We start from the raw sequence: 24115 nt of genomic DNA, 5'->3' as shown, positions 1-24115 counted from the left end.
CAGCGTCGACTTTACGGCCAAGAATCTCGACAAAAGGGACGAGAGGCCGGCCGGGAGACGTCTTTGACACAACCCTGATGCCCCGGACGACCTCGTAGCCCCCCGTACGACCCCGCACGGCTCTCGGCGGCTCTGGGCGGCTCTGGGCGGCTCTGGGCAGCGCCTGGTACAGCCCCCACTGAGCCCCGCACCGCCCTCCCTGCCCCCGCGAGGCCTCAGTGCTCGACGATCTCCCCGTCGCTCAGCTCCAGCACGCGGTCGGCCAGGTCGAGCAGAGTCGCGTCATGGGTGGCGACCAGCGCTGTCACCTGCTCGCTGCGGACGACGGCGCGCAGCAGCTCCATCACGGCATGGCCGGTCTCCGCGTCCACCTGGCCGGTGGGCTCGTCGGCTATGAGCAGGGCGGGGTTGTTGGCGAGGGCGCGGGCGATGGCCACGCGCTGCTGCTGGCCACCGGAGAGCTCACCGGGCCGCTGGGCGGCGTGGTCGGCGAGACCGACGAGGGAGAGCAGCAGCTCGACGCGCTCCTCGCGCTCGCGCGCTTCGGCCCGGCGCAGCCGCAGCGGGACCCCGACATTCTCCGCGGCGGTGAGGATGGGGATGAGTCCGAAGGACTGGAAGACGAAGCCGATGTGGTCGCGACGCAGGCCCAGCAGTCCGTTCTCGTCGAGGGTCGAGAGGTCTAGGCCGTCCACCGCGACACGGCCCTCGTCCGGTTCGTCGAGCCCGCCGACGAGATTGAGCAGTGTGGTCTTGCCCGATCCCGAGCGCCCTTTGAGGGCGACGAGTTCTCCGCGCGGTACCTCGAAGGAGACACCGCGCAGCGCGTGCACGGCGGCGGCTCCGGTCCCGTACGAACGATGGACGTTCTCGACGCGCACCATGGTGTCGGTGCCGGTGACGACCTGCCTCATGTTCCCTCCCCGTGATCCCCCGTGGACCGGGCGTCAGTATCGCGACCGAACGCCCGGTCCCTCAATGGTTCATCGGATGAGGCCCCGGCTTCGGTTCACGCGGGATTGTCGCCGTGCGTCAGCGTCTCCCAGGCCACGAACAGGTTGTTGCTGCCCGCCGGGCGGTTTTGCTGGTTCAGCGTCTGGGTGTTGGTCATCGCGATGCCCAGGCGGTTGTGCAGGGCGTTGTAGCCGACCTCGGTGACCGGCCCGAGCCCGAGGTTCAGCGAGCCGCCGCACAGCCAGCTCGGCGCCGCCGTGCCCAGCTGGTACTTCGACTGGAAGCCGAGTGCCTGGCGCAGCCGTTCGCCGACATCGGTGCCGTAGAGGTCCTGCCCCTGGATGCGGCTGGTCTCGGCGATGTGCGAGATGGCCGAGATGCCGTATCCGGTGTGGGTGAAGTCCCGGCAGGTCTCCTGGGTGAGCCCGGTGACGAAGGTGGACTGTCCCTGCCAGTAGGCGACGATCTTGGCGGTGGTGTCGAGGTTCTGGCTCGGTACCGTCTTCGGCACGGAGCCGTCGATGGAGAGGTAGACGTACGCCGCCGTACGCGTCCGGAACTTCGCCATGGCCTTGTCGTACGACGTCTTGTCCTCCAGGAAGACGGAGATGCCGACCGCGGCCTCCATCATCGACAGTTCCCAGTTGCCGTTGGAATTCGAGCCGTTGATGATCTCGGGCAGGTAGACGTCGCGCAGCATGGTCGCGAAACGGCCGGAGTTGGCCCAGGAGCCGGTGTACGTGTACTTGATGATCTCGGCGGCCTTGGGCCAGGAGGAGCCGGCCCAGCCGGTCTGCAGGGGCGCGTTGCTGTTGGTGTGGTCCTTGATCACAGCGGACCAGGCGTCCATCAGCTCGATGGCCTTCTTGGCGTAGCGCTCGTCGCGGGTGACGTACCAGGCGAGGGCGTCGGTGTACGCGGCTATCGCGTCCTCGCGCTCGTCCGTGCAGCCGTAGTTCGGGTTGGAGTAGGAGCCGCACTCGACGGTCGCGCGGGGTGTGGGGGTGCGGGTGAGCGAGGCGTACTTGCTCGCCATCATCTGGTCGTAGGCGCCCTTCCAGGGCTGGGCGCCGGCCAGGACCTCGGTGCGGGCGAAGTCCAACTGGCCCCTGGAGACGGTGACTCCGGGGTGGACGAAGGTGGCGGGCGCCGCGTCGGCCCGGTGCGCGCCGGGCCAGGACAGGAGGGTGCCGACGAGGGCGGCGGTCGCCGCGGCGACGGTGACGAGGAAGGCGGGGCGCCGTCTGCGGCGATGCCGAGTGGGGGTGTCGGACATGCGGAGCCATCCGTTCTTGTATGTGAACTACACATGGGGTGCTGAACAGGTGCGCTGGCCGGTGACCATAGGTATGGACCAGCCTTCCGTCAAGGCCTGAAGAAAGACCTGCTGCTCAACCGCCGTTCACATACGAGGACCTGGCGGGAGGTGGGCGCGCGTGAGCCGCGCACGGTGGTGGAGACATAGGAAAGGGCCGCACCCCTGGGGATGCGGCCCTCCTGATGTCCGACTAGTGGACTTCGGTGATCTCCGGTCCGCGCTGGAGCTGTCCCATGCCGCCGGAGAAGCGGGAGCCGCTCTGCTCCTCCTGCTGAACGCCCTCGGGGACCATCTGCGCGTCGTTCGGCAGCTTCAGGACGATCGGGTCGCGCGGGGCCATCGGGCCCTCACCGCGGACGACGACCGTGTCCCGGAAGATCTGCTCCAGCAGACCCGCGGCCTGCGGCTGCACCGCGCCCTGCCCGGAGATCACTCCGCGCAGGAACCAGCGGGGACCGTCCACGCCGACGAATCGCACGACCTGGAAACCACCCGTGCCGTCCGGCAGCTGTACCGGTACCTGCGCCCGCAGCTCCCAGCCCAGCGGACCCTCGACCTCGTCGATGACACCGCCCTGCTGAGTGATCCCGGAGGCGATCTCCTCGCGCACCTCGCCCCAGATTCCCTCGCGCTTGGGAGCGGCGAAAGCCTGGAGCTGGACCGCGCTGTCGTTGACGACGACGGTCGCCGCGACGATCGCGTCGCCCGCGACCTCGACCCGCAGCTCCATGCCGTCGACTCCGGGCACGAAGAGACCGCCCAGGTCCACCCGGCCCTCGGCCGGGTCACGGACCTCGGCGCTGTCCCAGGGCCCGTCGGGGCGCGGTTCGGGTTCGAGCCTCACGCGCTCGCGACCCTCGTCCGTCTCAGTGTCGACGCCGTCGACGACCTGCTCGGCCTCGCCCGCCGCGTCTTCGGCGGCACTGCCCTTCTTGCGACGTCCGAACACGTCACTGTCCTTCCCGGTCGGATACGACCGAAGCGTATCGATTCCCACCCGTTGTGCTGTCCACGGCGGCATGACCGCCGGTGGACCCGAAGCCCCCTGCGGCCCGCGCAGAATCGGGAAGTTCCGCGACCTCTTGGAAGCGAACCTTCTCGACTTGCTGGACGACCAGTTGAGCAATCCGGTCGAAGCGCTCGAATCGCACGGACTCGTGCGGGTCGAGATTCACCACGATCACCTTGATCTCCCCACGGTACCCGGCATCAACCGTCCCCGGGGCATTCACGAGGGCGACGCCGCAGCGGGCGGCCAGGCCGGAGCGCGGGTGCACGAAGGCCGCGTACCCCTCGGGCAGCGCGATGGACACTCCCGTCGGCAGGACGGCCCGCTCACCGGGCTTCAGCTCGCGGCTCTCGGTGGTCCGCAGATCGGCTCCGGCGTCACCGGGTTGCGCGTACTCGGGAAGCGGGACGTCCGGATCGACGCGCCTGATCAGCACAGCGAGTTCTTGACGGGGCTCACGGGCCCCGGGACTGCGGGTCACGGGTTCACCTCGAAGGCACGGGCTCGCCGGATCTGGTCCGGGTCGTTCATGGCGGCCCGGATCTCCTCCGGGCGGCCGTTGTCGATGAAGTGGTCGACCTTCACCTCGACGAAGAGGGCGTCGGCGGTGACGGCGACGGGCCCGTCGGGGCCGCCGATCCGCCCGGTGGCCGTGCAGTAGATCTTCCGGCCGGCCACCGCGGTGACCTCGGCCTCCAGATACAGCACGGTGCCGACCGGCACAGGGCGTCGGAAGTCGGTCTCCAGGCGTCCCGTCACGGCGATCGTCCGCAGCAGCCAGTTCAAGGAGCCGAGCGTTTCGTCGAGCGCGGTGGCGAGGACGCCGCCGTGCGCGAGACCGGGGGCGCCCTGATGGACTGGCCGCACGGTGAACTCCGCCGTGACCCGGACCCCGTCGCCCGCGCGGGCCTCCAGATGGAGCCCGTGAGGCTGCCCTCCGCCACACCCGAAACACTGTTCGTAGTGTGCTCCGAGGAGCTCTCCGGGGGCGGGCGCGTCGGGGTGCCGCACCGGCGCGACGGCGTCGGCGGGAGGCGTCAGAGCTGCGGATGTACCACTCACAGCCGCAGACCTTACCCGCGAGTCCACCAAGTCTTCGCACCGTGCCAAGCTTGGCTTCATGCAGCTCTCCGCCTCCCCGTACGAAGAACGCCTCACCGCACCCCGGTCGTGGTGGGTGATCAGCTTCCTGTTCGGGCTCGCGATGGCCCTGGTCTTCCTCCCCTTCGGCACGCTGCCGATGCTCGGAGCCCTGGTCGGCGGCACCGCGGTCGCGGCGGTCGCGGCCAGCGCGTACGGCTCGATGCGCATCCGTGTGGTCGGTGACTCGCTGATCGCGGGCGACGCCCGGATCCCGGTCTCGGCGCTCGGAGACACGGAGATCCTGGACCAGGAGGAGGCGCGGGCCTGGCGCACGTACAAGGCCGACACGCGTGCGTTCATGCTCCTGCGCTCGTACATCCCGACGGCGCTGCGCGTCCAGGTCACGGACCCGGCGGACCCGACGCCCTATCTGTATCTGTCGACGCGGGAGCCGGAGCGTCTGGTGGCCGCCCTGGAAGCGGCGCGGGAGTCGGCCCGGCCCGAGGACAGCTGAAGGCTGCCCTTGGCGTCACGCCGGGACGCGCGGGGCGGCACGCACGCGTGACGCCCCGAACGAAGTGTCTCCGGTCGGCGCCGGGACGCTCGGCAAGGCGCTCACCCGAGCGGTGGCGCGCCTGCTCACATGAGAGCGATCAGAGCTCCGGGCCGTGACAAGGACAGTGGCCCGCCGAGCCTGGGCAGCCGCCGGGAAGCCGACGGCGAGACCAGGCGGCGCCGAGGCAACTGATCCCGGCGGCCTTCGGGCACACCACGGCCGCGTCCAGGACAGCGGTCAGGGTTCGTCCAGGACATCGGTCAGGGTTCCGGGCGCCGGCCCCGCGAACGACGTCAGCGCCCCAGCTCTCCGGGAATCTCCCCGATCCGTACCGGATCCGTCGGTTTCTCCAGCGGTGGCAGCTCCGGGAGCGCGTCCCACGGCACCTGCATCTTGCGCAGGTCCCTGCGGATGTGCCCCGCGACGCGTTTGGTGTCGCGGCGGTTCATCACCGCCCCGACCGCCGCGCCGACCATGAACGGGATCAGGTTGGGCAGGTCCCGAATCGTTCTCTTCATGATCTGCTGGCGCAGCTCGCGCTTCATCTGGCCGCCCAGCGCGGCGTTGATCGTCACGGGCTTGGCCACGTCGATGCCGCGCTCGCCCGACCAGGAATGCAGATACGCGGTACTGCGCTGCTTGAGGTTCCCCGGCGGCCGCAGGCCGTAGACCTCGTGGAGTTCGGCGACCAGCTTGAGCTCGATCGCGGCGACGGCGGTGATCTCGGCCGCCAGCTCCGTGGGCATGGCGGGCGGCACCGGCAGCATCGCGGCGGCGCCGATCCCGGCGCCGACGGTGGACGTCGCGGCGGCGGCGCCCGCGACGAGCTTGTCCGCGAGTTGCTCGGGATCGAGGCCCGGGAACTGCTTGCGGAGCGTCGCGAGGTCCCGTACGGGAACCCGCGGGGCGATGTCGATGATGCGGTCGACGACGTACGCCAGGCCCGACCTGACCCGCACGCCGCTCGTGTGGACGCCCTTCGTGACCCCGTCCCGGACGGCCGCCGCGCGACGCCTTGCGACGGGCGCGGGAGTGTCCGTGGGGGCCGTCAGGCCGTCTGTGGCGCCCGCTCGGTCGAGCGAGGCTGATCCCTGTTCGGAAGAGCCCCGCTCGTCGTCACGCACGCCTTCAGGGCCCTTGAGGGACCCTTCGTCCGCCGCCCTGAAGGGGAGGCGGCGCTTCCAGGGTGAGGTCGAGCCAGTCACGGCCGACCCTGCCTCAGTCGCAGTCGCGGCAGATCGGCTGACCGTTCTTCTCGCGGGCCAGCTGGCTGCGGTGGTGCACCAGGAAGCAGCTCATGCAAGTGAACTCGTCCTGCTGCTTGGGCAGCACCCGGACGGCCAGCTCCTCGTTCGAGAGGTCCGCACCGGGCAGCTCCAGGCCTTCTGCGGCCTCGAACTCATCTACATCGACGGACGACGTCGACTTGTCGTTCCGGCGAGCCTTCAGTTCTTCAAGGCTGTCCGAGTCGACGTCGTCGTCGGTCTTGCGTGGGGTGTCGTAATCCGTTGCCATTGTCGCTCTCCCCCTCTGGGTGTCTTCGGTGTCTCCAGCGCACGTAACGCGTGAGAGGCCGGACTTGTGCCCGACCCGAGGCGGAGATTTTGCCTCACATCAAGGTCTGTTACTCAATCGACACCCAACCGGACTCCTCAAGAGTGATCGGCTTGGATGGCGATGCGGACCGTACACGGTCCTGAGGTCGCACTTCAAAGGCGTCCCACCGTGTACTTCCCGTGATCAAGACCCCCGAAAACCCGGATTTTCCCGGCTTTCCGACAGCCTGCATGATCACAGAGAGTGGATGGACCGAAAATCGCCCTTGTGATCGATCACACACGGGTCACTCAAGTGGGTGACCACGAAATTCCGCGCAAAGCGAACATCGTCGCGTGTCCGCGACATGGTCTCAGATGGGAAGGGTGACGCGCATCACGAGACCACCCCCTTCGCGGGGCTGAGCGACGATGTGGCCGCCGTGCGCGCGGGCCACCGACCGGGCGATCGACAGGCCGAGGCCCACACCCTTGTCGCTGCCCGTGCGCTCCGTCCGCAGCCGCCGGAAGGGCTCGAAGAGGTTGTCGATCTCGTACGCGGGAACCACCGGTCCCGTGTTCGACACCTCCAGGACCGCCCGGCCGTGCTGCGTCTCGGTCGTGACCTCGACCCAGCCGTCCTTCGGCACGTTGTACCGGACGGCGTTCTGGACGAGGTTCAGGGCGATGCGCTCCAGGAGGACGCCGTTGCCCTGGACGACCACCGGAGCCCGCCGCCCGCGGATCTCCACGCCCTTGGCCTCCGCCTCGGCATGCACCTGGTCGACGGCCTGCGAGGCGACCTCGGCGAGGTCCACGGGTTTGCGCTCGACGATCTGGTTGTCGCTGCGGGCCAGCAGCAGCAGACCCTCGACGAGCTGCTCACTGCGCTCGTTCGTGGCGAGCAGGGTCTTGCCCAGCTGCTGCAGCTCCGCCGGCACCTCCTGGCCCGAGAGATGCACCTCCAGAAGCGTGCGATTGATCGCGAGCGGGGTACGCAGTTCGTGCGAGGCGTTCCCGACGAAACGCTGCTGGGCGGTGAAGGCCCGCTGGAGCCGCTCCAGCATGTCGTCGAAGGTGTCCGCGAGCTCCTTCAGCTCGTCGTCCGGGCCGTCCAGCTCGATCCGCCGGGACAGGTCGGAGCCGGCCACCGCGCGCGCGGTGCGGGTGATGTGCCCGAGCGGCGAGAGGACGCGGCCCGCCATCGCGTAGCCGAACGCGAAGGCGATGATCGCGAGGCCGAGCAGGGCCAGCAGCGAGCGGCTGAGCAGGTCGTCCAGGGCGTGCTGGCGCTGCTGGTTCACGCAGTCGTACATCGCCTTGTTGAGCTCGTCCGACGACGGAGCCGACGGGAAGTTGCAGGTGCTGCTGCCGACCTGCCCTGAAATGATCTTGAACGGGAGCTCGCTGCCCACGTTCAACGCCTGCGCCGCGAGCAGGTAGATGATCGACAGCAGCAGGATGCCGGCGATCAGGAACATGCCGCCGTACAGCAGCGTGAGCCGTATACGGATCGTCGGGCGCAGCCAGGGGAACGGCGGCTCCGCCCTTCTGGGGTCCCAGGTGGGCTTCGGTGGCGCCGTGGGCGGCGCGGGGGTGGTGGCCACGGTGGATCAGATCCTGTAGCCGGAGCCGGGCACGGTGACGATCACGGCTGGCTCGCCGAGCTTGCGGCGCAGCGTCATGACGGTCACGCGCACGACGTTGGTGAACGGGTCCGTGTTCTCGTCCCAGGCCTTCTCCAGGAGCTGCTCCGCGGAGACGACGGCTCCCTCGCTGCGCAGCAGCACTTCCAGGACGGCGAACTCCTTGGGAGCGAGCTGGACCTCCTTGCCGTCGCGGAAGACCTCGCGGCGGTTGGGGTCGAGCTTGATCCCGGCACGCTCCAGGACGGGCGGCAGCGGCACGCTCGTACGACGCCCGAGAGCACGCACGCGTGCCGTCAGCTCGCTGAACGCGAACGGCTTGGGGAGGTAGTCGTCGGCACCGATCTCCAGGCCCTCGACCCGGTCGCTGACGTCGCCGGACGCGGTCAGCATCAGCACGCGCGTGGGCATGCCGAGCTCGACGATCTTGCGACAGACGTCGTCGCCGTGCACGAGCGGGAGGTCGCGGTCGAGGACGACCACGTCGTAGTCGTTGACTCCGATGCGCTCCAGCGCGGCCGCCCCGTCGTACACGACGTCGACGGCCATGGCCTCCCGGCGCAGTCCGGTGGCCACCGCATCGGCGAGCAACTGCTCGTCCTCGACGACGAGTACACGCACGTCGCTTGTCCTTCCTCTGTCCACCGGCGCGGCACGTTTCAGGGCACCACGCGGGCAGGTCTGTCACGGATGAGAGCTCCATCCTGCCCTTTTCGGCCGTAAACCGGCTGTAAGACGGGGGAGGCGCCAGGGAAGCCCGTCCAGGGGACCGGGAATGCCAGATTTTCTCGCCGGGTTGAGGTTTCCACGGAAGAGAGCGGGGGGAGGACGGCTTTACACCCCGCGATCACGCTCTGCATGTGGCAAGCCACCTTGTGGTACGTCCAACCGCTTCCGCAGAGCGGGCGTGGGTGTCCGGCACCGTCGCCGCCCAGCCCGGGCAGCGCTGGGCACCCCATCGGAGACGTGATCGCCCCTTCCCATCGGCACACCCCCGTGCCACCCGACCCACGACCCAGGACGAGGGGGCGCAGCATGGACGCATTCACCGCAGGACTTCTGCAGCGCATAAGGGCGACCGAGTCCGACCTGACGCGGGCTCGCGAGACAGGCGACGACTTCCTCGCGGAGGTCGAGCAGGCCGAGCTGGACGACCTGCACCGCCTGGCCGCCGAGCACGGTGTGGAGGTCGGCGCGACGCGCGTCTGATCAGTACGTACGAGAGCGGGGCCCCGGTATCGATCCAGTACCGGGGCCCCGCTCCGTTTCCGCCTTCCAGCGGCCGCCCTCAGTCGTGCCAGGCCCCGAAGTCCTCCAGGAGCCGCTGGAGGGGCTCGAAGACGCCCGGGGAGGCTGCCACCACGAGATCGCCCGCGGGGCGCTCTCCGGGGCGTCCACCGGTCACCGCGCCCGCTTCACGGGCGATCAGGTCCCCCGCCGCGAGGTCCCAGGGGTGGAGGCCGCGCTCGTAGTAGCCGTCGAGGCGGCCGGCCGCGACGTCGCACAGGTCGACGGCCGCGGAGCCGGAGCGCCGGATGTCGCGCACCAGCGGGATCAGCCGCTGGGCCACGTCGGCCTGGTGGCTCCTGACCTCGGTCACGTAGTTGAAACCGGTCGCGACGAGTGCCTGGTCGAGCGGCGGCGACGGGCGGCAGGCGAGCCGGCGTTCGCCGACCCAGGCGCCGGTGGCCCGGGCACCCCGGCCGCGCACCGCGTGATAGGTCTCACCCCGCATCGGTGCCGCCACGACGCCGACGACGGTCTCGCCGTCCTGTTCGGCCGCGATCGACACCGCCCAGGTCGGCAGCCCGTACAGGTAGTTGACCGTGCCGTCGAGCGGGTCGACGATCCAGCGGATGCCGCTGGTGCCCTCGGTGGCGGCGCCCTCCTCGCCGAGGAAGCCGTCGCGGGGGCGGTGCTCGGCGATCAGAGCGGTGATCAGCTTCTCGGCCGCGATGTCCATCTCGGTGACGACGTCGATCGGGCTGGACTTGGTGGCGGCGACCGCCAGGTCCGCCGGGCGGCCGTCACGCAGGAGCGCGCCCGCGCGGCGGGCGGCCTCGTGGGCGAGCTGGAGCAGTTCGGTGTGCAGAGGCTCGGTCACGGGGCTCCTCATGCGTAGGGGCTGTCGGTGCCCGCGGCGGCGGGCTTGGGCGTGCGGGCCGGGCAGCAGCCCACCGGGCACAGGTCGTGACTCGCGCCCAGCGCGCCCAGGGCACACGGTGTCACCCGCCGGCCGCTCTCGGCCGCGGCGCGCTCCAGCACCAGGTCACGGACTCCCGCGGCGAACCGGGGGTCGGAGCCCACCGTGGCCGAACGGCGCACCGGCAGCCCCAGCTCCGCCGCCTTCGCCCGCGCCTCGGTGTCCAGGTCGTACAGGACCTCCATGTGATCCGAGACGAACCCGATCGGCACCATCACCGCGGCCGCCGCTCCGGCCCCGTGCAGCTCCTCCAGGTGGTCGCAGATGTCGGGCTCCAGCCACGGAATGTGCGGGGCTCCGGAGCGCGACTGGTAGACGAGCCGCCACGGGTGCGCGATCCCGGTCTCCTCGCGCACCGCTTCCGCGATCAGCCGGGCCACATCCAGGTGCTGCCGGACGTACGCGCCGCCGTCGCCGTGCCCCTCGACCGGGCCGGAGGTGTCCGCCGCGGCGATCGGGATCGAGTGCGTGGTGAACGCCAGGTGCGCGCCCGCCCGGACCTCCTCGGGCAGTTCGGCCAGGGACCGCAGGACGCCCTCGGTCATCGGCTCCAGGAACCCGGGATGGTTGAAGTAGTGCCGCAGCTTGTCGATCCTCGGCGGCTCCAGCCCTTCCCCCTCCAGGACGGCCAGCGCCCCGGCCAGGTCCTCGCGGTACTGGCGGCAGCCCGAGTACGAGGCGTACGCGCTGGTGGCCAGCACCAGGATCCGGCGCCGTCCGTCGGCGACCATCTCGCGCAGCGTGTCGGTGACGTACGGCGCCCAGTTCCGGTTGCCCCAGTAGACCGGCAGGTCCGGACCGTGCTCGGCGAAGTCCTTGCGCAGCGCGTCGAGCAGGGTGCGGTTCTGGTCGTTGATGGGGCTGATCCCGTCGAACAGGAAGTAGTGCTGCCCGACCTCCTTGAGCCGCTCCTTGGGGATGCCTCTGCCCCGCGTCACGTTCTCCAGGAACGGGACCACTTCGTCCGGACCCTCGGGACCTCCGAACGAGAGCAGGAGCAGGGCGTCGTAGGGGGTGGCATCGAGCACTTCTGGCATGCGTCCGATCCTGCCACCCGCCACTGGCATGCGAGAAACGGCGGGGCGACGGAGGAGACGGCGATGGCGGGGGCGCTCGGCCGGGCGGGCGTCGAGCCTGCGCGCGCGGACGGGCGCGAGGGCGGGCGCAGGACGTACGGAGAGGCTTCCGGAGGCGTGCGTTAGGGTCACCTAACCCGTAAGCTGTATCGGCCAGCTTCACGCCTTACCGAAGTTCGGGCCGCCCGTGGTGACCGGGAGGGGCCGAGCCGAGCCGACGGAGTCCCCCCGTGCCCAGCCCGTACCGCGCCCTGTTCGCCGCCCCCGGGTCCAAGGGCTTCTCCGCCGCGGGCCTGCTCGGCAGGATGCCGCTGTCCATGATGGGCATCGGCGTGGTCACGATGATCTCGCAGCTGACCGGGCGGTACGGCCTCGCCGGCGCCCTGTCGGCGACCATGGCGCTGGCGGCCGCGGCGATGGGTCCGCAGGTCTCGCGCATGGTGGACCGGCACGGACAGCGGCGGGTCCTGCGCCCCGTGACCCTCTTCGCGCTGTCGGCCGCCGCGGGGCTGCTGGTCGCCGCGCACTTCGAGTGGCCGGACTGGGTGCTGTTCGTGTGCGCGGCCGGCATCGGCTGCGTCCCGAGCATCGGCGCGATGATCCGGGCCCGCTGGGCGGCCCTCTACGGAGGCACCCCGCAGTTGCACACCGCGTACTCCCTGGAGTCCGTGGTGGACGAGATCTGCTTCATCTTCGGGCCGATCATCTCCATCGGCCTCTCCACGGTGTGGTTCCCGGAGGCCGGACCGCTGCTCGCCGCCTGCTTCCTGGCAGCCGGAGTCTTTTGGCTGACCTCCCAGCGCGCCACCGAACCCGAGCCGCATCCGCGCGAGCAGCACGCCGGAGGTTCGGCGCTCCGCGCGGCCGGACTCCAGGTCCTGGTGGCCACGTTCGTGGCGACCGGGGCGATCTTCGGAGCGGTCGACGTGGTCACCGTGGCCTTCGCCGAGGAGCAGGGCCACAAGGGCGCCGCGAGCATCGTCCTGGCCCTCTACGCGGCGGGCTCCTGCCTCGCGGGAGCCGTCTTCGGACTGCTGCACTTCAAGGGGGCGCCCGAACGCAGGTGGCTGCTGGGAATATGCGCGATGGCCGTGAGTATGATCCCCCTCCTACTGGTCGGAAACTTGCCGTTCCTGGCCGTGGCGCTGTTCGTTGCGGGCCTCTCCATCGCTCCCACGATGATCACGACGATGTCCCTCATCGAGCAGCACGTACCTCGCGCGAAACTGACCGAAGGCATGACCTGGGTGAGCACCGGACTCGCGGTCGGGGTCGCGCTCGGCTCCTCCGTGGCCGGCTGGGTGATCGACTCCGCCGGCGCGAAGGCCGGGTACGGGGTTCCGGCGGTGTCCGGGGCCGTCGCGGTCGCGGTCGGTTTCCTCGGGTATCGCCGGCTGAGCAGGCCGGTTCCGCAGCGGGGAGGGTCTCATGAGCACCACAGTGAGCGGGAAGAGCGGCACGTGGCGTAACTGGGCGGGGAACGTCACCGCCCGTCCCGTACGGGAGGTCACCCCTGCCTCGGTCGACGAACTCTCCGCCGCCGTACGGAAAGCGGCCGAGGACGGCCTGACGGTGAAGGCCGTCGGCACCGGCCACTCCTTCACCGCCGCCGCGGCGACCGACGGCGTATTGATCCGCCCTCAACTGTTGACCGGCATCCGCAAGATCGACCGTACGGCCATGACGGTCACGGTCGAGGCGGGCACCCCGCTCAAGAGACTCAACATGGCGCTCGCGCGTGAGGGTCTGTCGCTCACGAACATGGGCGACATCATGGAGCAGACCGTTTCGGGGGCGACCAGCACCGGAACGCACGGCACCGGGCGCGACTCCGCGTCGATCGCCGCGCAGATCAAGGGCCTCGAACTAATGACGGCGGACGGCTCGGTGCTGTCCTGCTCCGAGAACGAGAACCCGGACGTCTTCGCGGCGGCCCGGATAGGCATCGGCGCCCTGGGGATCGTCACCGCGATCACGTTCTCCGTGGAGCCCGTCTTCCTGCTCACGGCCCGCGAGGAGCCGATGACCTTCGACAGGCTCACCGCCGACTTCGAGGAACTCTTCACCGAGAACGAGCACTTCGAGTTCTACTGGTTCCCTCACACGGGCAACTGCAACACCAAGCGCAACAACCGCAGCGCGGGCCCCGAGAAGCCGGTGGGGCCGATCGTCGGCTGGATCGAGGACGAGCTCCTCTCCAACGGCGCCTTCCAGGTGGCCAATCTGCTCGGCCGGGCCGTGCCCGCCGCCATCCCGTCGATCGCCAGGCTCTCCAGCCGCGCGCTGTCCGCGCGGACCTACACCGACATTCCGTACAAGGTGTTCACCTCCCCGCGCCGTGTGCGGTTCGTGGAGATGGAGTACGCCGTGCCGCGCGAGGCCCTCGTCGAAACGCTGCGCGAGCTGAAGTCGATGGTCGACAGCTCGGCTCTGCGGGTCAGCTTCCCCGTGGAGGTGCGGACCGCGCCCGCCGACGACATCGCCCTCTCCACGGCGTCCGGACGGGAGAGCGCGTACATCGCCGTCCACATGTTCAAGGGCACCCCCTATCAGGCGTACTTCAGCGCCGCCGAGCGGATCTTCACCGCGCACGAGGGGCGGCCGCACTGGGGCAAGGTGCACACGCGCGACGCGGAGTACTTCGCCAAGGTCTATCCGCGCTTCGGCGAGTTCACGGCGCTGCGGGATCGGCTGGATCCGGAGCGGCGCTTCGCGAATGACTACTTGCGGAGGGTTCTGGGGTCGTAGCGGTCGTGCTGGGCGCGGGAGTCGGGGTGCCGTCCCCGGCTTCCGGGTCCGAGGACGCGCCGTCGCCCGGCATCGGCACGGACGTCGTACCGCTGCCGTCGCTCCCCGCGTCACCCGAGCCGCCACCGCCGGTGGCCGGGGACGTCTCCTGGGTCGAATCCTGGGTCGAATCCGGGATCGAGGACGACGAAGACCCGGTCGAGGGTGACGTACCGGGCTCCGGATTCCCCGAGCCGGCGCCGTGCCCCTTGAAGGCGTCGCCGACCGTCGTACTCGTGCCTCCGCCGCTGAAACTCCGCCCCGAGACCAGCTCGTACGAGGTGATTCCGGCCATCGTGACGCCGAAGACGAGGGCGGTCGCGACCAGGGGCCGCTTCCAGCTCCTGACCCGCGCGCGGTAGACGGTCCCCTCGGTGAACTCGCCGGGGGTACCGAGCACCTGCCGGGGCTTCGTTCTCGGCGGCACCTTCACATCGCGTATCTGCTCGCCGGTGCGCTTGAAGAAGTGCTGGAAGAGCGTTCCTCCGCAGGTGGCGACCGCGCTGACCAGTCCGGCGCCCAGGATCGTCCCGTAGACCCCGAAGTAGGAGGCGAGTTTCGCGGCGACCACCGCGGCCACCGCGCTGCCCGCCACTTGAGGGACGCTCAGGTCCACCCGCCTCTTCCTCGACTCCACGTCGGCACCCGGCTTCTCGCCGCCCACTTCCGGCTTCTCACGCATTCCCGGACCTTGCCTGCCTTTCCCGTACTTGATCGACCGACCGCACGAGAAGGGGACGTACAGGCGAAACGATAAGTTCCGTTTCTGCCGATTACGTGAAGTGCGCCACGTTCGATGACCGCCGAATCGGCTCCAGGAACGGCCAACTACCACCCCCCGCTCGAAGTTGGGCGGCGTGCCGATCCACGCAAGTGGCCCGAATGGAGTACTGTTGCGAGCCCTGGGTCCGGACTCCCGCCAGGGTGTCCGGGGCCTTGCAGGACCGCCGGGAGGGGGCTCGTTGCACAGGGTGATGGAGTTCGTCACTTAGCGTTGCGAATAGGTAACCGTGCCATAACGGCGATCCCGGGCCCGTGCCCGACACGCCGGGCAACTCGGCAAGGTTGTGGCAGGCTGCACCCGGGCAGGCCACACTCGACTAGCGGAAGCAGCGACGCACGTGACGTCGGCAGGCACCACCCGGGAGGTCCCCATGCCCGAACTGCGTGTCGTGGCCGTCTCTAACGACGGCACACGGCTGGTGCTGAAGGCTGCGGACAGTACGGAGTACACGCTTCCGATTGACGAGCGTCTGCGCGCCGCTGTACGCGGTGACCGTCCCCGCCTCGGCCAGATCGAGATCGAGGTGGAGAGCCATCTCCGCCCCCGAGACATCCAGGCGCGTATACGCGCCGGCGCTTCCGCGGAGGAAGTCGCCCAGCTCGCCGGAATCCCCGTCGATCGCGTACGTCGCTTCGAGGGACCCGTGCTGGCCGAGCGCGCCTTCATGGCCGAGCGCGCCAGGAAGACTCCTGTCCGCCGCCCCGGAGAGAACGCCGGTCCCCAGCTCGGCGAGGCCGTCCAGGAGCGGCTGCTGATCCGGGGTGCCGAGAAGGACACCGTCCAGTGGGACTCGTGGCGCCGCGACGACGGCACCTGGGAAGTCATGCTGGTCTACCGGGTCGCCGGCGAACCGCACGCCGCGAGCTGGACCTACGACCCGCCCCGGCGGCTCGTCCAGGCCGTCGACGACGAGGCACGCTCGCTGATCGGCGAATCCGACGACCTCGCGGCACCCGAGCCGAGCTTCCCGTTCGTGCCGCGGATCGCCCGGCTGCCCCGCGACCGTCCGCTGGACCGCGCCCTGGACCGGCAGATGGAGCGGCCGAGCCTGCCTCCGCCGCCCCCGGAACCGGCCGAGGAGGCCGAGGACCGGGACTCGCTGACCAGCCTCCTGGAGGCGGTGCCCAGCTTCCGGGGCGACATGGTGGTGCCCGAGCGGCCCACCACCACCGAGCGGCCCGCCGTCGAGGAACCCGACCCCGACACCGAGGCGGAGGAGCCCCCGGCTCCCGCCGCCTCGGCAGGTGCCGGTTCCGCGTACGCGGACGTGCTCATGCCCCGCTCGGTCGGCAGCCATCGCGACCGGCTCGTCGGCGCGACCGACCGCCAGGCCGAGGCCGACGGTGTCCGCCCGGGCCGCAGAGCGGCGGTCCCGAGCTGGGACGAGATCGTCTTCGGCACACGGCGGAAGAAGCAGGACTAGTCAGGTGTACGACGACGGGGCCCGCGCCGATCCGGTGCGGGCCCCGTCTTCGTACACCGCACGGCGGGGTCGACGACCGCGCTCGGCACGGCGGCCGGCGCACCACGCCGTTCCTGCGGGCGCCTCGCGGTTACCGCGGGCGTTCGCGCCGTCACTGCGGACGTTCTCGCCGTCACCGCGGACGTCCCGGTGGCTACTGCGGGCGTTACCGCGGGTCGGGGCCCACCGCGACGGGGCGGTTCCCGTCCTGGGACCACTCCGACCACGAACCCACGTACAGAGCCGCGGGAACACCGGCCACGGCGAGGGCCAGCACCTCATGGGCGCCCGAGACACCGGAGCCGCAGTAGACGCCGACCTCGGACGCCGGCATCACACCGAGGGACGTGAACCGGGCGGCGAGTTCGGCCGACGGCAGGAACCGTCCGTCCTCCGTGACGTTCTCGGCGGTCGGCGCGGAGACGGCGCCCGGGATGTGCCCGCCGACCGGATCGATCGGCTCGACCTCGCCCCGGTACCGCTCCCCCGCGCGGGCGTCGAGCAGCAGCCCGGTGCGGGCGAGCCCGGCCGCTCCGTCCGCGTCGAGCATCGGCCGGGCGCCGGGCGCCGGTACGAACGTTCCGGGGGCCGGCGAGGGGACCTCCGAGGACACCGGACCGCTCCACACGCCGAACCCGCCGTCAAGCACGCGCACCGACGGATGACCCGAATAGCCCAGCAACCACCAGGCACGCGCGGCGGCCCAGCCCTGCCCGCCGTCGTACACAACGACATCGCGGTCCTCGGACACTCCGGCGGCCCGCATCGCCGCGCCGAAGACCTCGGGGTCGGGGAGCGGATGGCGGCCCGCCGCACCGGCCGGACCAGCGAGTTCGGAATCCAGATCGACGTAGACGGCACCGGGAATGTGCGCGCTCTCGTACTCGGAGCGCAGGTTGGGGCCACCCAACTGCCAGCGGACGTCGAGGAGCACCGGCGGGTTCGGTCCGGCCAGGTCGCTCGCGAGTTCGGGTGCGGTGATGATGGCGTTCATGGCCCCATCCTTACGCACGGGGTGGCCGCTTCGTCCATGTCCGGCTACTCTGCTCCGCCGGACAGGTCCGATCACCAGGCGTATGGGATCGGGCACATGCTGTACAACCGATGGACACCACGCGGCAATCACTCCGAAACGGATGAGAAACGGCAGATCGGGCGTCCTCCGCCCGTGGGCCGCCCGACGGCGGCGCGGCCGGGACGCGCGGGACGACCGGTGGTGCGAACATCGGCACGGGGCGTGCACGCACGCGACTGAGTACGCGTGTTCGCAGGCGGAAGGTGACCGGCCACCGCGAGGGGCCGAGAAGAGAGTGACGATGACCGAGGCACGGGAATCGGCCGGCCCGAACGGCACCACGCACGCTCGGCACACGCCCGGCTCACCCTGTTGGGTGAGCCTGATGGTGCATGAGATGACCGCGACCCAGGACTTCTACGGAGCGCTGTTCGGCTGGGAGTTCCAGCCGGGCCCACCGCAGCTCGGCCCGTACGCGCGAGCCCTTCTCGACGGCCATGAGGTGGCCGGGATCGGCCAGTTGCCGCCCGACCGGCACCTGCCGATCGCCTGGACGCCGTACTTCGCCTCGGCCGACGTGGACCAGACCGCCGAGACGGTGCGGCACAGCGGCGGCACCGTGGGGGTGGGCCCGATCGACGCCGCCGAGGCCGGCCGCCTGGCGATCGCCTCGGACCCGTCGGGCGCCGTCTTCGGCATCTGGCAGGTGGCGGCCCATCTGGGCACGGGGATCACCGGCGTGCCGGGCACCCCGGCGTGGAACGAGCTCGTGACCCGCGACACCGAGAGTGTCGTCAAGTTCTACCAGGGGGTCTTCGGCTACGAACTGGAGCCGACCGTCTCGGCCGACTTCGACTATGTGACCCTGCACCTCGACGGCCACCCGGTGGCCGGCATCCACGGCGTCGGGAACGCCCTGCCCCGCGACCGCGGCCCGCACTGGCTGACGTACTTCGAGGCCGACGACGTGGACGGCACCGTCCGGCGCATCACGGAACTCGGTGGGCACCTCCTCAAGCAGGCCCACGACTCGCCGTACGGGCGCGTGGCGACGGTGGCGGATCCGGAGGGCGCGATGTTCTCCCTGATCCACGCCGTCACGTGACGCGGTGAGCCACCGCGCCTCGGAAACCGCCTTCGGAGAACAGGTCAGGCCGAGGCGATCGGCAGGACGTCGGGCGACAGGGCGCTCGCGTGGGCCGTGGCCGCTGTCATACGGCGGCGATGGTGCCGGCGGCACAGGACCTCGTAGCCGATGTTCTCGGGCTGGTTGACGTCACCGACGACGACCTGGGCGCCCTCGACGACCATCTCGCCGCCCACGGTGCGGGCATTGTGCGTGGCGCGGGCGCCGCACCAGCACAGGGCCTCGACCTGGAGGACCTCGACCCGGTCGGCCAGTTCGACCAGACGCTGGGAGCCCGGGAAGAGCTTGGAGCGGAAGTCGGTGGTGATCCCGAAGGCGAAGACGTCGACGCCCAGGTCGTCCACCACGCGCGCCAGTTGGTCGATCTGCGGGGGAGCCAGGAACTGCGCCTCGTCCGCGATCACGTAGTCCGCCCGGCCGCCCTGGGAGAGATGGTCGACCAGATAGGCGTACAGGTCCTGGTCGTCGGCCACCTCGACCGCGTCGGTGACCAGGCCGAGGCGCGAGGAGAGCTTGCCCTCGCCCGCGCGGTCGTCGCGCGTGAAGATCATGCCCTGCAGACCCCGCGCCGAGCGGTTGTGCTCGATCTGGAGAGCCAGCGTGGACTTCCCGCAGTCCATCGTTCCGGAGAAGAACACCAGCTCGGGCATGGTGAGTTGAGCACCTTTCGGCAACGGGGAAGGGGGAGGGCGTCAGGAGCGTACTTGGAGGAGGGGCACCAGCTGCTCGGCCGGGGTCATCGAGCCGTGGTTGCCGACCATCAGCGACTCCTTCGGCTCCCGCTCGGAGGCGGTGATCAGGACATCGTCCCGGGCGGCCGCGATCACGTCACCCAGCCGGGCGTACACCCGCTCGTCGACGTGCGGGCCGAACCAGCCCGCGTCGATCGCCTCGTCCCGGGAAGCGATCCAGAACTGCTCGCCGAGGACCTCGCGCCAGCAGGTCAGCACGTCCACCTCGGCGCCAGGGACCGCGTACACATGGCGGGCACGGCCCTCGCCGCCCAGCAGGGCGACGCCGGCACGCAGCTCCCAGTCCTCGTCGAAGTCGATGCGGTGCTGCTCGTCGAACGGGATGTCGATCATGCCGTGGTCGGCGGTGATGTACAGCGACGAGCGGGGCGGTAGCTGCTCCACGAGGCGCTGGACCAGGCGGTCGACATACATCAGCTGACCGCGCCAGGGGTCCGAGTCGACGCCGAAGCGGTGGCCCTTGCCGTCCACCTCCGCGTAGTACGTGTAGACCAAGGAGCGGTCACCGGCGGCCAGTTGCTCGGCAGCGAGGTCCATGCGCTCCTCGCCGGACAGCCGGCCGTGGAACGTGCCGCCGCTCAGCGCGATCTTCGTCAGCGGGGTGTTCTGGAAGGTGGGCGAGGAGACCTGGGCGGTGTGCACGCCGGCCGCGTCGGCCAGCTGGAAGACCGTGGGGTAGGGCTGCCAGGCGCGCGGATCGGTCCACGGGTTCCAGCGGAGCTGGTTCATCAGGTCGCCGGTGGCGGGGTTGCGCGCGGTGTAGCCGGGCAGGCCGTGCGCGCCCGGGGGCAGGCCGGTGCCGACGGAGGCGAGGGAGGTCGCGGTGGTGGCCGGGTAGCCGGCGGTGATCGGACGCCCCGTGCCGCCGCGCGAGGACGCGAGGAGCGACGTCATGAAGGGTGCCTCGTCCGGGTGAGCCTTGAGCTGCTCCCAGCCGAGGCCGTCGATCAGGAACACGCAGTTCCTGTCGGCTGCGGTCAGCTCCGGTATGACGGCGGTCGCGCCGGGCACGGACATCCCCGCGGCGAGCGTGGGCAGCAGGTCGGCCAGCGAACCGGCGCCGTACTCGGGGACGGGCGCGGAGCCGATGGCGAGCGGTTCCGGGTGGTCCCAGGTGGGCAGCGCCATCAGCGGGTGATGTCCGCGGTCGCCTCGGAGAGCGACTGCGCGAAGGCGAGGGCTTGGCGGACGGTCTCCGGGCCGTCCCCCGCCTCGCTGACGCGCAGGCTCAGGTCGTCCGCCGTCGAACTGCCGGTGTAACCATGATCCGCCTCGCAGTTGGAGTCACCGCAGGCGGCCGGCTCCAGGTCGATGCGGGAGACGGCGCCCCAGCCGATGGTCAGGACGACCTCGCGGGGCAGCGTGCCGGGCGTGTACGACTCGGGGTTCGCGACGACACGGCTGACGACGACCGACGAGATCCGGCCGATCTTGACCGACTCCGTCGACGTCGTGGCGTACGGCGTCGGGGACGTGGTGTCCGCGTTCTGCTCGTCGGTGTGGCTCACGATGAAGCGGTTGCCGGTGAGGACGAGCACGGTGACGTGCCGCCGCACCTCGTTCGCGTCGAACGTCGTCTCCTGGTGGACCAGGTACGACCGGATGGTCTCGCCGCCGATCGCGGCCTCCACCGCCTCGGCCACGAGGGCCGGGTAGTAGCCGCTGCGCTCGATCGCCGCTCGCAGCCCCTGGGTCGTCGTACTGGTCTTGGCCATGACGTCCATCCTACGGGGGCCCACTGACTGCGAGGCACCGCTCGCAGGGGTCTGTCGTGGACGGATCAGATCGAATCGGGGAGCAGTCCTCGACCGGACCAGGCGGCTCGGACGACACAGACGGCCCCGACTGCTCAGACGACGGGCAGTGTCCGGGGGCCGAGGTCGTCCCGGAGCGGGGCGCGGGCCAGTCGTACCGTGGCGCCCAGGACGCTCAGACCGGTGGGGGCGACCACCACCGGCTCCAGCGAGACCGCGACGACCTCCGGGTGGTCGTCGACCAGCCGCGACACCCGCAGCATGAGCTCTTCGAGGGCCGCCGTGTCGACCGGCGCGGAGCCCCGCCAGCCGAACAGGAGCGGTGCCGTCCGGATCGACCGGACCAACGAGGCCGCTTCCCGGTCGGTGACCGGAATCAGCCGGTGCGCCGTGTCCCCGAGCAGTTCGGAGGCGGCTCCGGCGAGCCCGAAGGAGAGCACCGCCCCGGCCGCCGGGTCGATCACCGCGCGGACGACCGTGTCGACGCCGCGCGGTGCCATCCCCTGCACGACCGGGCGCAGCACCGTCGGTGTCCCGAACAGCTCGGTCAACTCCGTGTACGCCCGGCGCAGTTGTTCCTCGTCCGCCAGGTCCAGCCGTACGCCGCCCAGGTCGGCCCGGTGTCGCAGGTGCGGGGCGGTGGTCTTCAGGGCCACGGGGTAGCCGATGACGCGCGCGGCCTCGACGGCGTCGTCCGGTGTGGGGGCGGGCAGAGCAGGGTGTACGTCGATGCCGTACCGCCCGAGCAGCGCCCGCGTCTCCTCGCCGCCGAGGGTCAGCCCCTCCCCGCGCGCGAGGAGGTCGTCGATCAGCCGGGCCGCTCCCTTTTCGTCGATGTCCTCGTACTCGGGCACCTTGCCGGGCTCGCCGGCGTCCATGCGCCACTGGGCGTACTTCACCGCTTCGGCGAGGGCGCGGACGGCGCGCTCGGCGGCGGGGTAGGCCGGGATGAGCCGGGAGTCCGACGCGGATTCGGCGCTCACCGCGGTGGGTGATCGGTCCGCGGGATGGAACCGGGCTCCAGGGGCCGCACCGGGTGCCGTCTCGGCTGCCTGGGGAGCGGTGCTCGCGGCGGCGGACAGGGCCTCGGCGAGCCCACCCAGTTCGACGTGCACCACGAGCACCGGTTTCGCCGGAGCCGCCGCGGCGGAGGAGCGGAGCGCCTCGGCGAGCGCGGCGTCGGCGGTCGAGGTCTCCCCCACCGCCGGTATGGCCGTCACGACGACGGCGTCACAGTCGTCGTCGGCGAGGGCCTCCGACAGCGCGCGGTGGAAGTCCTCCGCCGAGGCCGCCGTGGTCAGGTCCCGCGGCGGCAGGGGCCTGAGCCCTTCGGCGAGACACGCGTCGTACGTCAGAAGCCCCAGCGACTCGGAGTTCCCGAGGATCGCCACGCGGGGCCCCCTGGGGAGCGGCTGGCGCGCCAGCAGAAGGCCCGCGTCGACGAGTTCGGTGATCGTGTCCACCCGGATCACTCCGGCCTGGCGCAGGAGCGCGGACACGGTGGTGTGCGGCAGCCGTGTGGCCCGTACGGCATGCCCCTGGGGAGCGGCCCCGCCGTGCCGCGCACCCTGGACCACGACCAGCGGCTTCGCCGCCGCGGTCCGCCGGGCGAGGCGGGTGAACTTGCGCGGGTTGCCGATGGATTCGAGGTACATCAGGGCGACGTCGGTGTCCGGGTCGTCGTACCAGTACTGAAGTACGTCGTTGCCGGACACGTCCGCCCGGTTCCCGGAGGAGATGAAGGTCGACACGCCGGTGGTGCCCGTGACGCCGCCGCCGCGCCGGTGCAGCCGGGACAAGAGCGCGATACCGATGGCGCCGGACTGCGCGAACAGGCCGATCCGCCCGGGGCGTGGCATCTCCGGGGCGAGCGAGGCGTTCAGGCGCACTTCGGGGGAGGTGTTGATGATTCCGAAGGCGTTGGGCCCGATGATGCGCATGCCGTACGTGCGCGCGTGCCGCACGAGTTCGCGTTGGCGCTCGCGTCCTTCGGGACCGCTCTCGGCGTATCCGGCGGAGACCACCACGAGCCCCTGCACCCCGTGTTCGCCGCATTCCGTGACGACCTCGGGGACATGCTCGGCGGGCACGGCGACGACGGCGAGGTCGACGGGTTCGGCGATGTCGCGGATGGAGCGGTGGGCCGGTACTCCGTCGAGTTCCTTCTCCTGAAGTGCCGTGTTCACGGCGTACAGGCGTCCGGTGAACCCGGCTTCCCGCAGGTTGTCGAGGACGCTGCGGCCGACCCCGCCGTGTGTGCGCCCGGCGCCGATGACAGCGACCGAGCCGGGGGCGAGCAGCCGCTGCACGGACCGGGCCTCGGCACGCTGCTCCCGCGCGCGCTGCACGGCGAGCGACCGGTCGGTGGGTTCGAGGTCGAACTCCAGGTGTACGACGCCGTCCTCGAAGCTGCGCTTCTGGGTGTACCCGGCGTCCGTGAACACCTTGATCATCTTGTTGTTGGCGGGCAGTACCTCGGCGGCGAAGCGGCGGATGTCGCGCTCGCGGGCCACGGCCGCGATGTGTTCGAGCAGGGCCGAGGCGACACCGCGGCCCTGATGGGCGTCCTGCACGAGGAAGGCGACCTCGGCCTCGTCGGCGGGCGCGGACGCGGGCAGCCCGTCGGCGTCGATCCGGTCGTAGCGGACGGTCGCGATGAACTCGCCGCCCACCGTGACCGCGAGACCCACGCGGTCCACGAAGTCGTGGTGGGTGAACCGGTGGACGTCCTTGGCGGACAGGCGCGGATACGGCGCGAAGAAGCGGTAGTACTTCGACTCGGCGGACACCTGCTCGTAGAAGCTGACCAGGCGCTCGGCGTCATCGACGGTGATGGGCCTGATGCGTGCGGTGCCGCCGTCGCGCAGCACCACGTCGGCCTCCCAGTGCGCGGGGTACTCGTGCCGGTCCGACGAGGTCTGCATGGGGCCCAGAGTACGGCTCGCGTACGACAACGGCGCGAGGCAGTCTGTGGAGGACGGACGTCGCGCCGGGGCCGCGGACCGGCGTCGCGGCGGACGGAACGAGGGGCCGT

General features: G+C 70.8%; 23 protein-coding genes. 6 read left to right on the top strand and 17 right to left on the bottom strand.

What is annotated here, in order from left to right:
- Positions 1 to 215: 215 nt before the first annotated feature.
- The 5 genes from ABZX90_RS00640 to ABZX90_RS00620 form a co-directional block, all read right to left on the bottom strand.
- Entirely contained in the window at positions 216 to 914 is a 699-nt protein-coding gene (locus ABZX90_RS00640) for an ABC transporter ATP-binding protein (RefSeq protein WP_355200561.1), read from the bottom strand.
- A 95-nt stretch (positions 915 to 1009) separates the two neighbouring features.
- Entirely contained in the window at positions 1010 to 2230 is a 1221-nt protein-coding gene (locus tag ABZX90_RS00635; protein WP_355200559.1) for an alginate lyase family protein, read from the bottom strand.
- Positions 2231 to 2462: 232 nt separating this feature from the next.
- Complete coding sequence (locus tag ABZX90_RS00630) at positions 2463 to 3221, bottom strand: DUF3710 domain-containing protein (RefSeq protein WP_351121443.1); 759 nt, start codon at positions 3219 to 3221, stop codon at positions 2463 to 2465.
- Position 3222: 1 nt separating this feature from the next.
- Positions 3223 to 3717, bottom strand: a complete 495-nt coding sequence (gene dut, locus ABZX90_RS00625) for a dUTP diphosphatase (protein ID WP_351121720.1) — start codon at positions 3715 to 3717, stop codon at positions 3223 to 3225.
- 41 nt (positions 3718 to 3758) lie between these two features.
- Positions 3759 to 4343 carry a hotdog domain-containing protein gene (locus ABZX90_RS00620; RefSeq protein WP_351121445.1) on the bottom strand — a complete coding sequence of 195 codons (585 nt, stop codon included), beginning with the start codon at positions 4341 to 4343 and terminating at the stop codon, positions 3759 to 3761.
- Between the two features lie 58 nt (positions 4344 to 4401).
- Between ABZX90_RS00620 and ABZX90_RS00615 the strand changes: the two genes are divergently transcribed.
- Positions 4402 to 4878: a DUF3093 domain-containing protein gene (locus ABZX90_RS00615; protein WP_351121447.1), complete on the top strand. Its 477-nt coding sequence runs from the start codon at positions 4402 to 4404 to the stop codon at positions 4876 to 4878.
- Between the two features lie 335 nt (positions 4879 to 5213).
- On the opposite strand, the gene ABZX90_RS00610 is transcribed toward ABZX90_RS00615, so the two are convergent.
- From ABZX90_RS00610 to ABZX90_RS00595, 4 genes are all read right to left on the bottom strand, one after another.
- Positions 5214 to 6125 carry a hypothetical protein gene (locus tag ABZX90_RS00610; protein ID WP_355200557.1) on the bottom strand — a complete coding sequence of 304 codons (912 nt, stop codon included), beginning with the start codon at positions 6123 to 6125 and terminating at the stop codon, positions 5214 to 5216.
- 13 nt (positions 6126 to 6138) lie between these two features.
- Positions 6139 to 6435, bottom strand: coding sequence for a DUF4193 domain-containing protein (locus ABZX90_RS00605; protein ID WP_003997302.1), 297 nt, complete (start codon positions 6433 to 6435; stop codon positions 6139 to 6141).
- A 394-nt stretch (positions 6436 to 6829) separates the two neighbouring features.
- On the bottom strand, positions 6830 to 8062 hold the full coding sequence (locus tag ABZX90_RS00600; RefSeq protein WP_351121451.1) for a HAMP domain-containing sensor histidine kinase: 1233 nt from the start codon (positions 8060 to 8062) through the stop codon (positions 6830 to 6832).
- 6 nt (positions 8063 to 8068) lie between these two features.
- On the bottom strand, positions 8069 to 8722 hold the full coding sequence (locus ABZX90_RS00595; protein ID WP_103549594.1) for a response regulator transcription factor: 654 nt from the start codon (positions 8720 to 8722) through the stop codon (positions 8069 to 8071).
- Positions 8723 to 9136: 414 nt separating this feature from the next.
- Between ABZX90_RS00595 and ABZX90_RS00590 the strand changes: the two genes are divergently transcribed.
- Positions 9137 to 9310 carry a hypothetical protein gene (locus ABZX90_RS00590; protein ID WP_167459062.1) on the top strand — a complete coding sequence of 58 codons (174 nt, stop codon included), beginning with the start codon at positions 9137 to 9139 and terminating at the stop codon, positions 9308 to 9310.
- A gap of 79 nt (positions 9311 to 9389) precedes the next feature.
- Here the strand turns inward: ABZX90_RS00590 and ABZX90_RS00585 are convergent, their stop codons facing one another.
- Together ABZX90_RS00585 and ABZX90_RS00580 are read right to left on the bottom strand one after the other, a co-directional pair.
- Positions 9390 to 10205, bottom strand: coding sequence for an inositol monophosphatase family protein (locus ABZX90_RS00585; protein WP_351121454.1), 816 nt, complete (start codon positions 10203 to 10205; stop codon positions 9390 to 9392).
- Between the two features lie 8 nt (positions 10206 to 10213).
- A complete protein-coding gene (locus ABZX90_RS00580) occupies positions 10214 to 11341 on the bottom strand; it encodes a ferrochelatase (protein WP_355200554.1) in 1128 nt (375 codons plus the stop codon).
- 269 nt (positions 11342 to 11610) lie between these two features.
- Here ABZX90_RS00580 and ABZX90_RS00575 point away from each other — a divergent pair, with 269 nt between their 5' ends.
- Together ABZX90_RS00575 and ABZX90_RS00570 are read left to right on the top strand one after the other, a co-directional pair.
- Positions 11611 to 12849 (top strand): MFS transporter, encoded by a 1239-nt coding sequence (locus ABZX90_RS00575; RefSeq protein WP_355200552.1) that lies wholly within the window; start codon positions 11611 to 11613, stop codon positions 12847 to 12849.
- Entirely contained in the window at positions 12809 to 14128 is a 1320-nt protein-coding gene (locus ABZX90_RS00570; RefSeq protein WP_355200550.1) for a D-arabinono-1,4-lactone oxidase, read from the top strand. Before ABZX90_RS00575 ends, ABZX90_RS00570 begins: the two co-directional genes overlap by 41 nt.
- Here ABZX90_RS00570 and ABZX90_RS00565 read toward each other — a convergent pair.
- A complete protein-coding gene (locus ABZX90_RS00565; protein WP_355200548.1) occupies positions 14052 to 14849 on the bottom strand; it encodes a hypothetical protein in 798 nt (265 codons plus the stop codon). The two genes, ABZX90_RS00570 and ABZX90_RS00565, sit on opposite strands and share 77 nt — an antisense overlap.
- A gap of 472 nt (positions 14850 to 15321) precedes the next feature.
- Here ABZX90_RS00565 and sepH point away from each other — a divergent pair, with 472 nt between their 5' ends.
- Positions 15322 to 16374 carry a septation protein SepH gene (gene sepH, locus ABZX90_RS00560; RefSeq protein WP_355200546.1) on the top strand — a complete coding sequence of 351 codons (1053 nt, stop codon included), beginning with the start codon at positions 15322 to 15324 and terminating at the stop codon, positions 16372 to 16374.
- A 205-nt stretch (positions 16375 to 16579) separates the two neighbouring features.
- On the opposite strand, the gene ABZX90_RS00555 is transcribed toward sepH, so the two are convergent.
- On the bottom strand, positions 16580 to 17407 hold the full coding sequence (locus ABZX90_RS00555; RefSeq protein WP_355200544.1) for a sulfurtransferase: 828 nt from the start codon (positions 17405 to 17407) through the stop codon (positions 16580 to 16582).
- A 322-nt stretch (positions 17408 to 17729) separates the two neighbouring features.
- On the opposite strand from ABZX90_RS00555, the gene ABZX90_RS00550 reads away from it, so the two are divergent.
- Positions 17730 to 18533: a VOC family protein gene (locus ABZX90_RS00550; RefSeq protein ID WP_351121468.1), complete on the top strand. Its 804-nt coding sequence runs from the start codon at positions 17730 to 17732 to the stop codon at positions 18531 to 18533.
- 44 nt (positions 18534 to 18577) lie between these two features.
- Here the strand turns inward: ABZX90_RS00550 and ABZX90_RS00545 are convergent, their stop codons facing one another.
- The 4 genes from ABZX90_RS00545 to ABZX90_RS00530 all read right to left on the bottom strand — a co-directional run bounded on the left by ABZX90_RS00545 (position 18578) and on the right by ABZX90_RS00530 (position 24005).
- Positions 18578 to 19225: a thymidine kinase gene (locus tag ABZX90_RS00545; protein WP_351121470.1), complete on the bottom strand. Its 648-nt coding sequence runs from the start codon at positions 19223 to 19225 to the stop codon at positions 18578 to 18580.
- 42 nt (positions 19226 to 19267) lie between these two features.
- On the bottom strand, positions 19268 to 20455 hold the full coding sequence (locus ABZX90_RS00540; protein ID WP_351121472.1) for a nucleotide pyrophosphatase/phosphodiesterase family protein: 1188 nt from the start codon (positions 20453 to 20455) through the stop codon (positions 19268 to 19270).
- A complete protein-coding gene (locus tag ABZX90_RS00535) occupies positions 20455 to 21042 on the bottom strand; it encodes a DUF5998 family protein (protein ID WP_351121474.1) in 588 nt (195 codons plus the stop codon). Before ABZX90_RS00535 ends, ABZX90_RS00540 begins: the two co-directional genes overlap by 1 nt.
- Positions 21043 to 21176: 134 nt before the next feature.
- The gene (locus ABZX90_RS00530; RefSeq protein ID WP_351121476.1) at positions 21177 to 24005 is read right to left on the bottom strand and encodes a GNAT family N-acetyltransferase; all 2829 of its coding nucleotides are present in this window, start codon (positions 24003 to 24005) and stop codon (positions 21177 to 21179) included.
- Positions 24006 to 24115 lie beyond the last annotated feature (110 nt).

This window comes from Streptomyces sp. NPDC002935 (assembly GCF_040611295.1).
Classification (GTDB): Bacteria; Actinomycetota; Actinomycetes; order Streptomycetales; family Streptomycetaceae; genus Streptomyces.
Note: the sequence above shows the minus strand (reverse complement) of the source record. Positions and strands in the feature narration are given on the sequence as shown.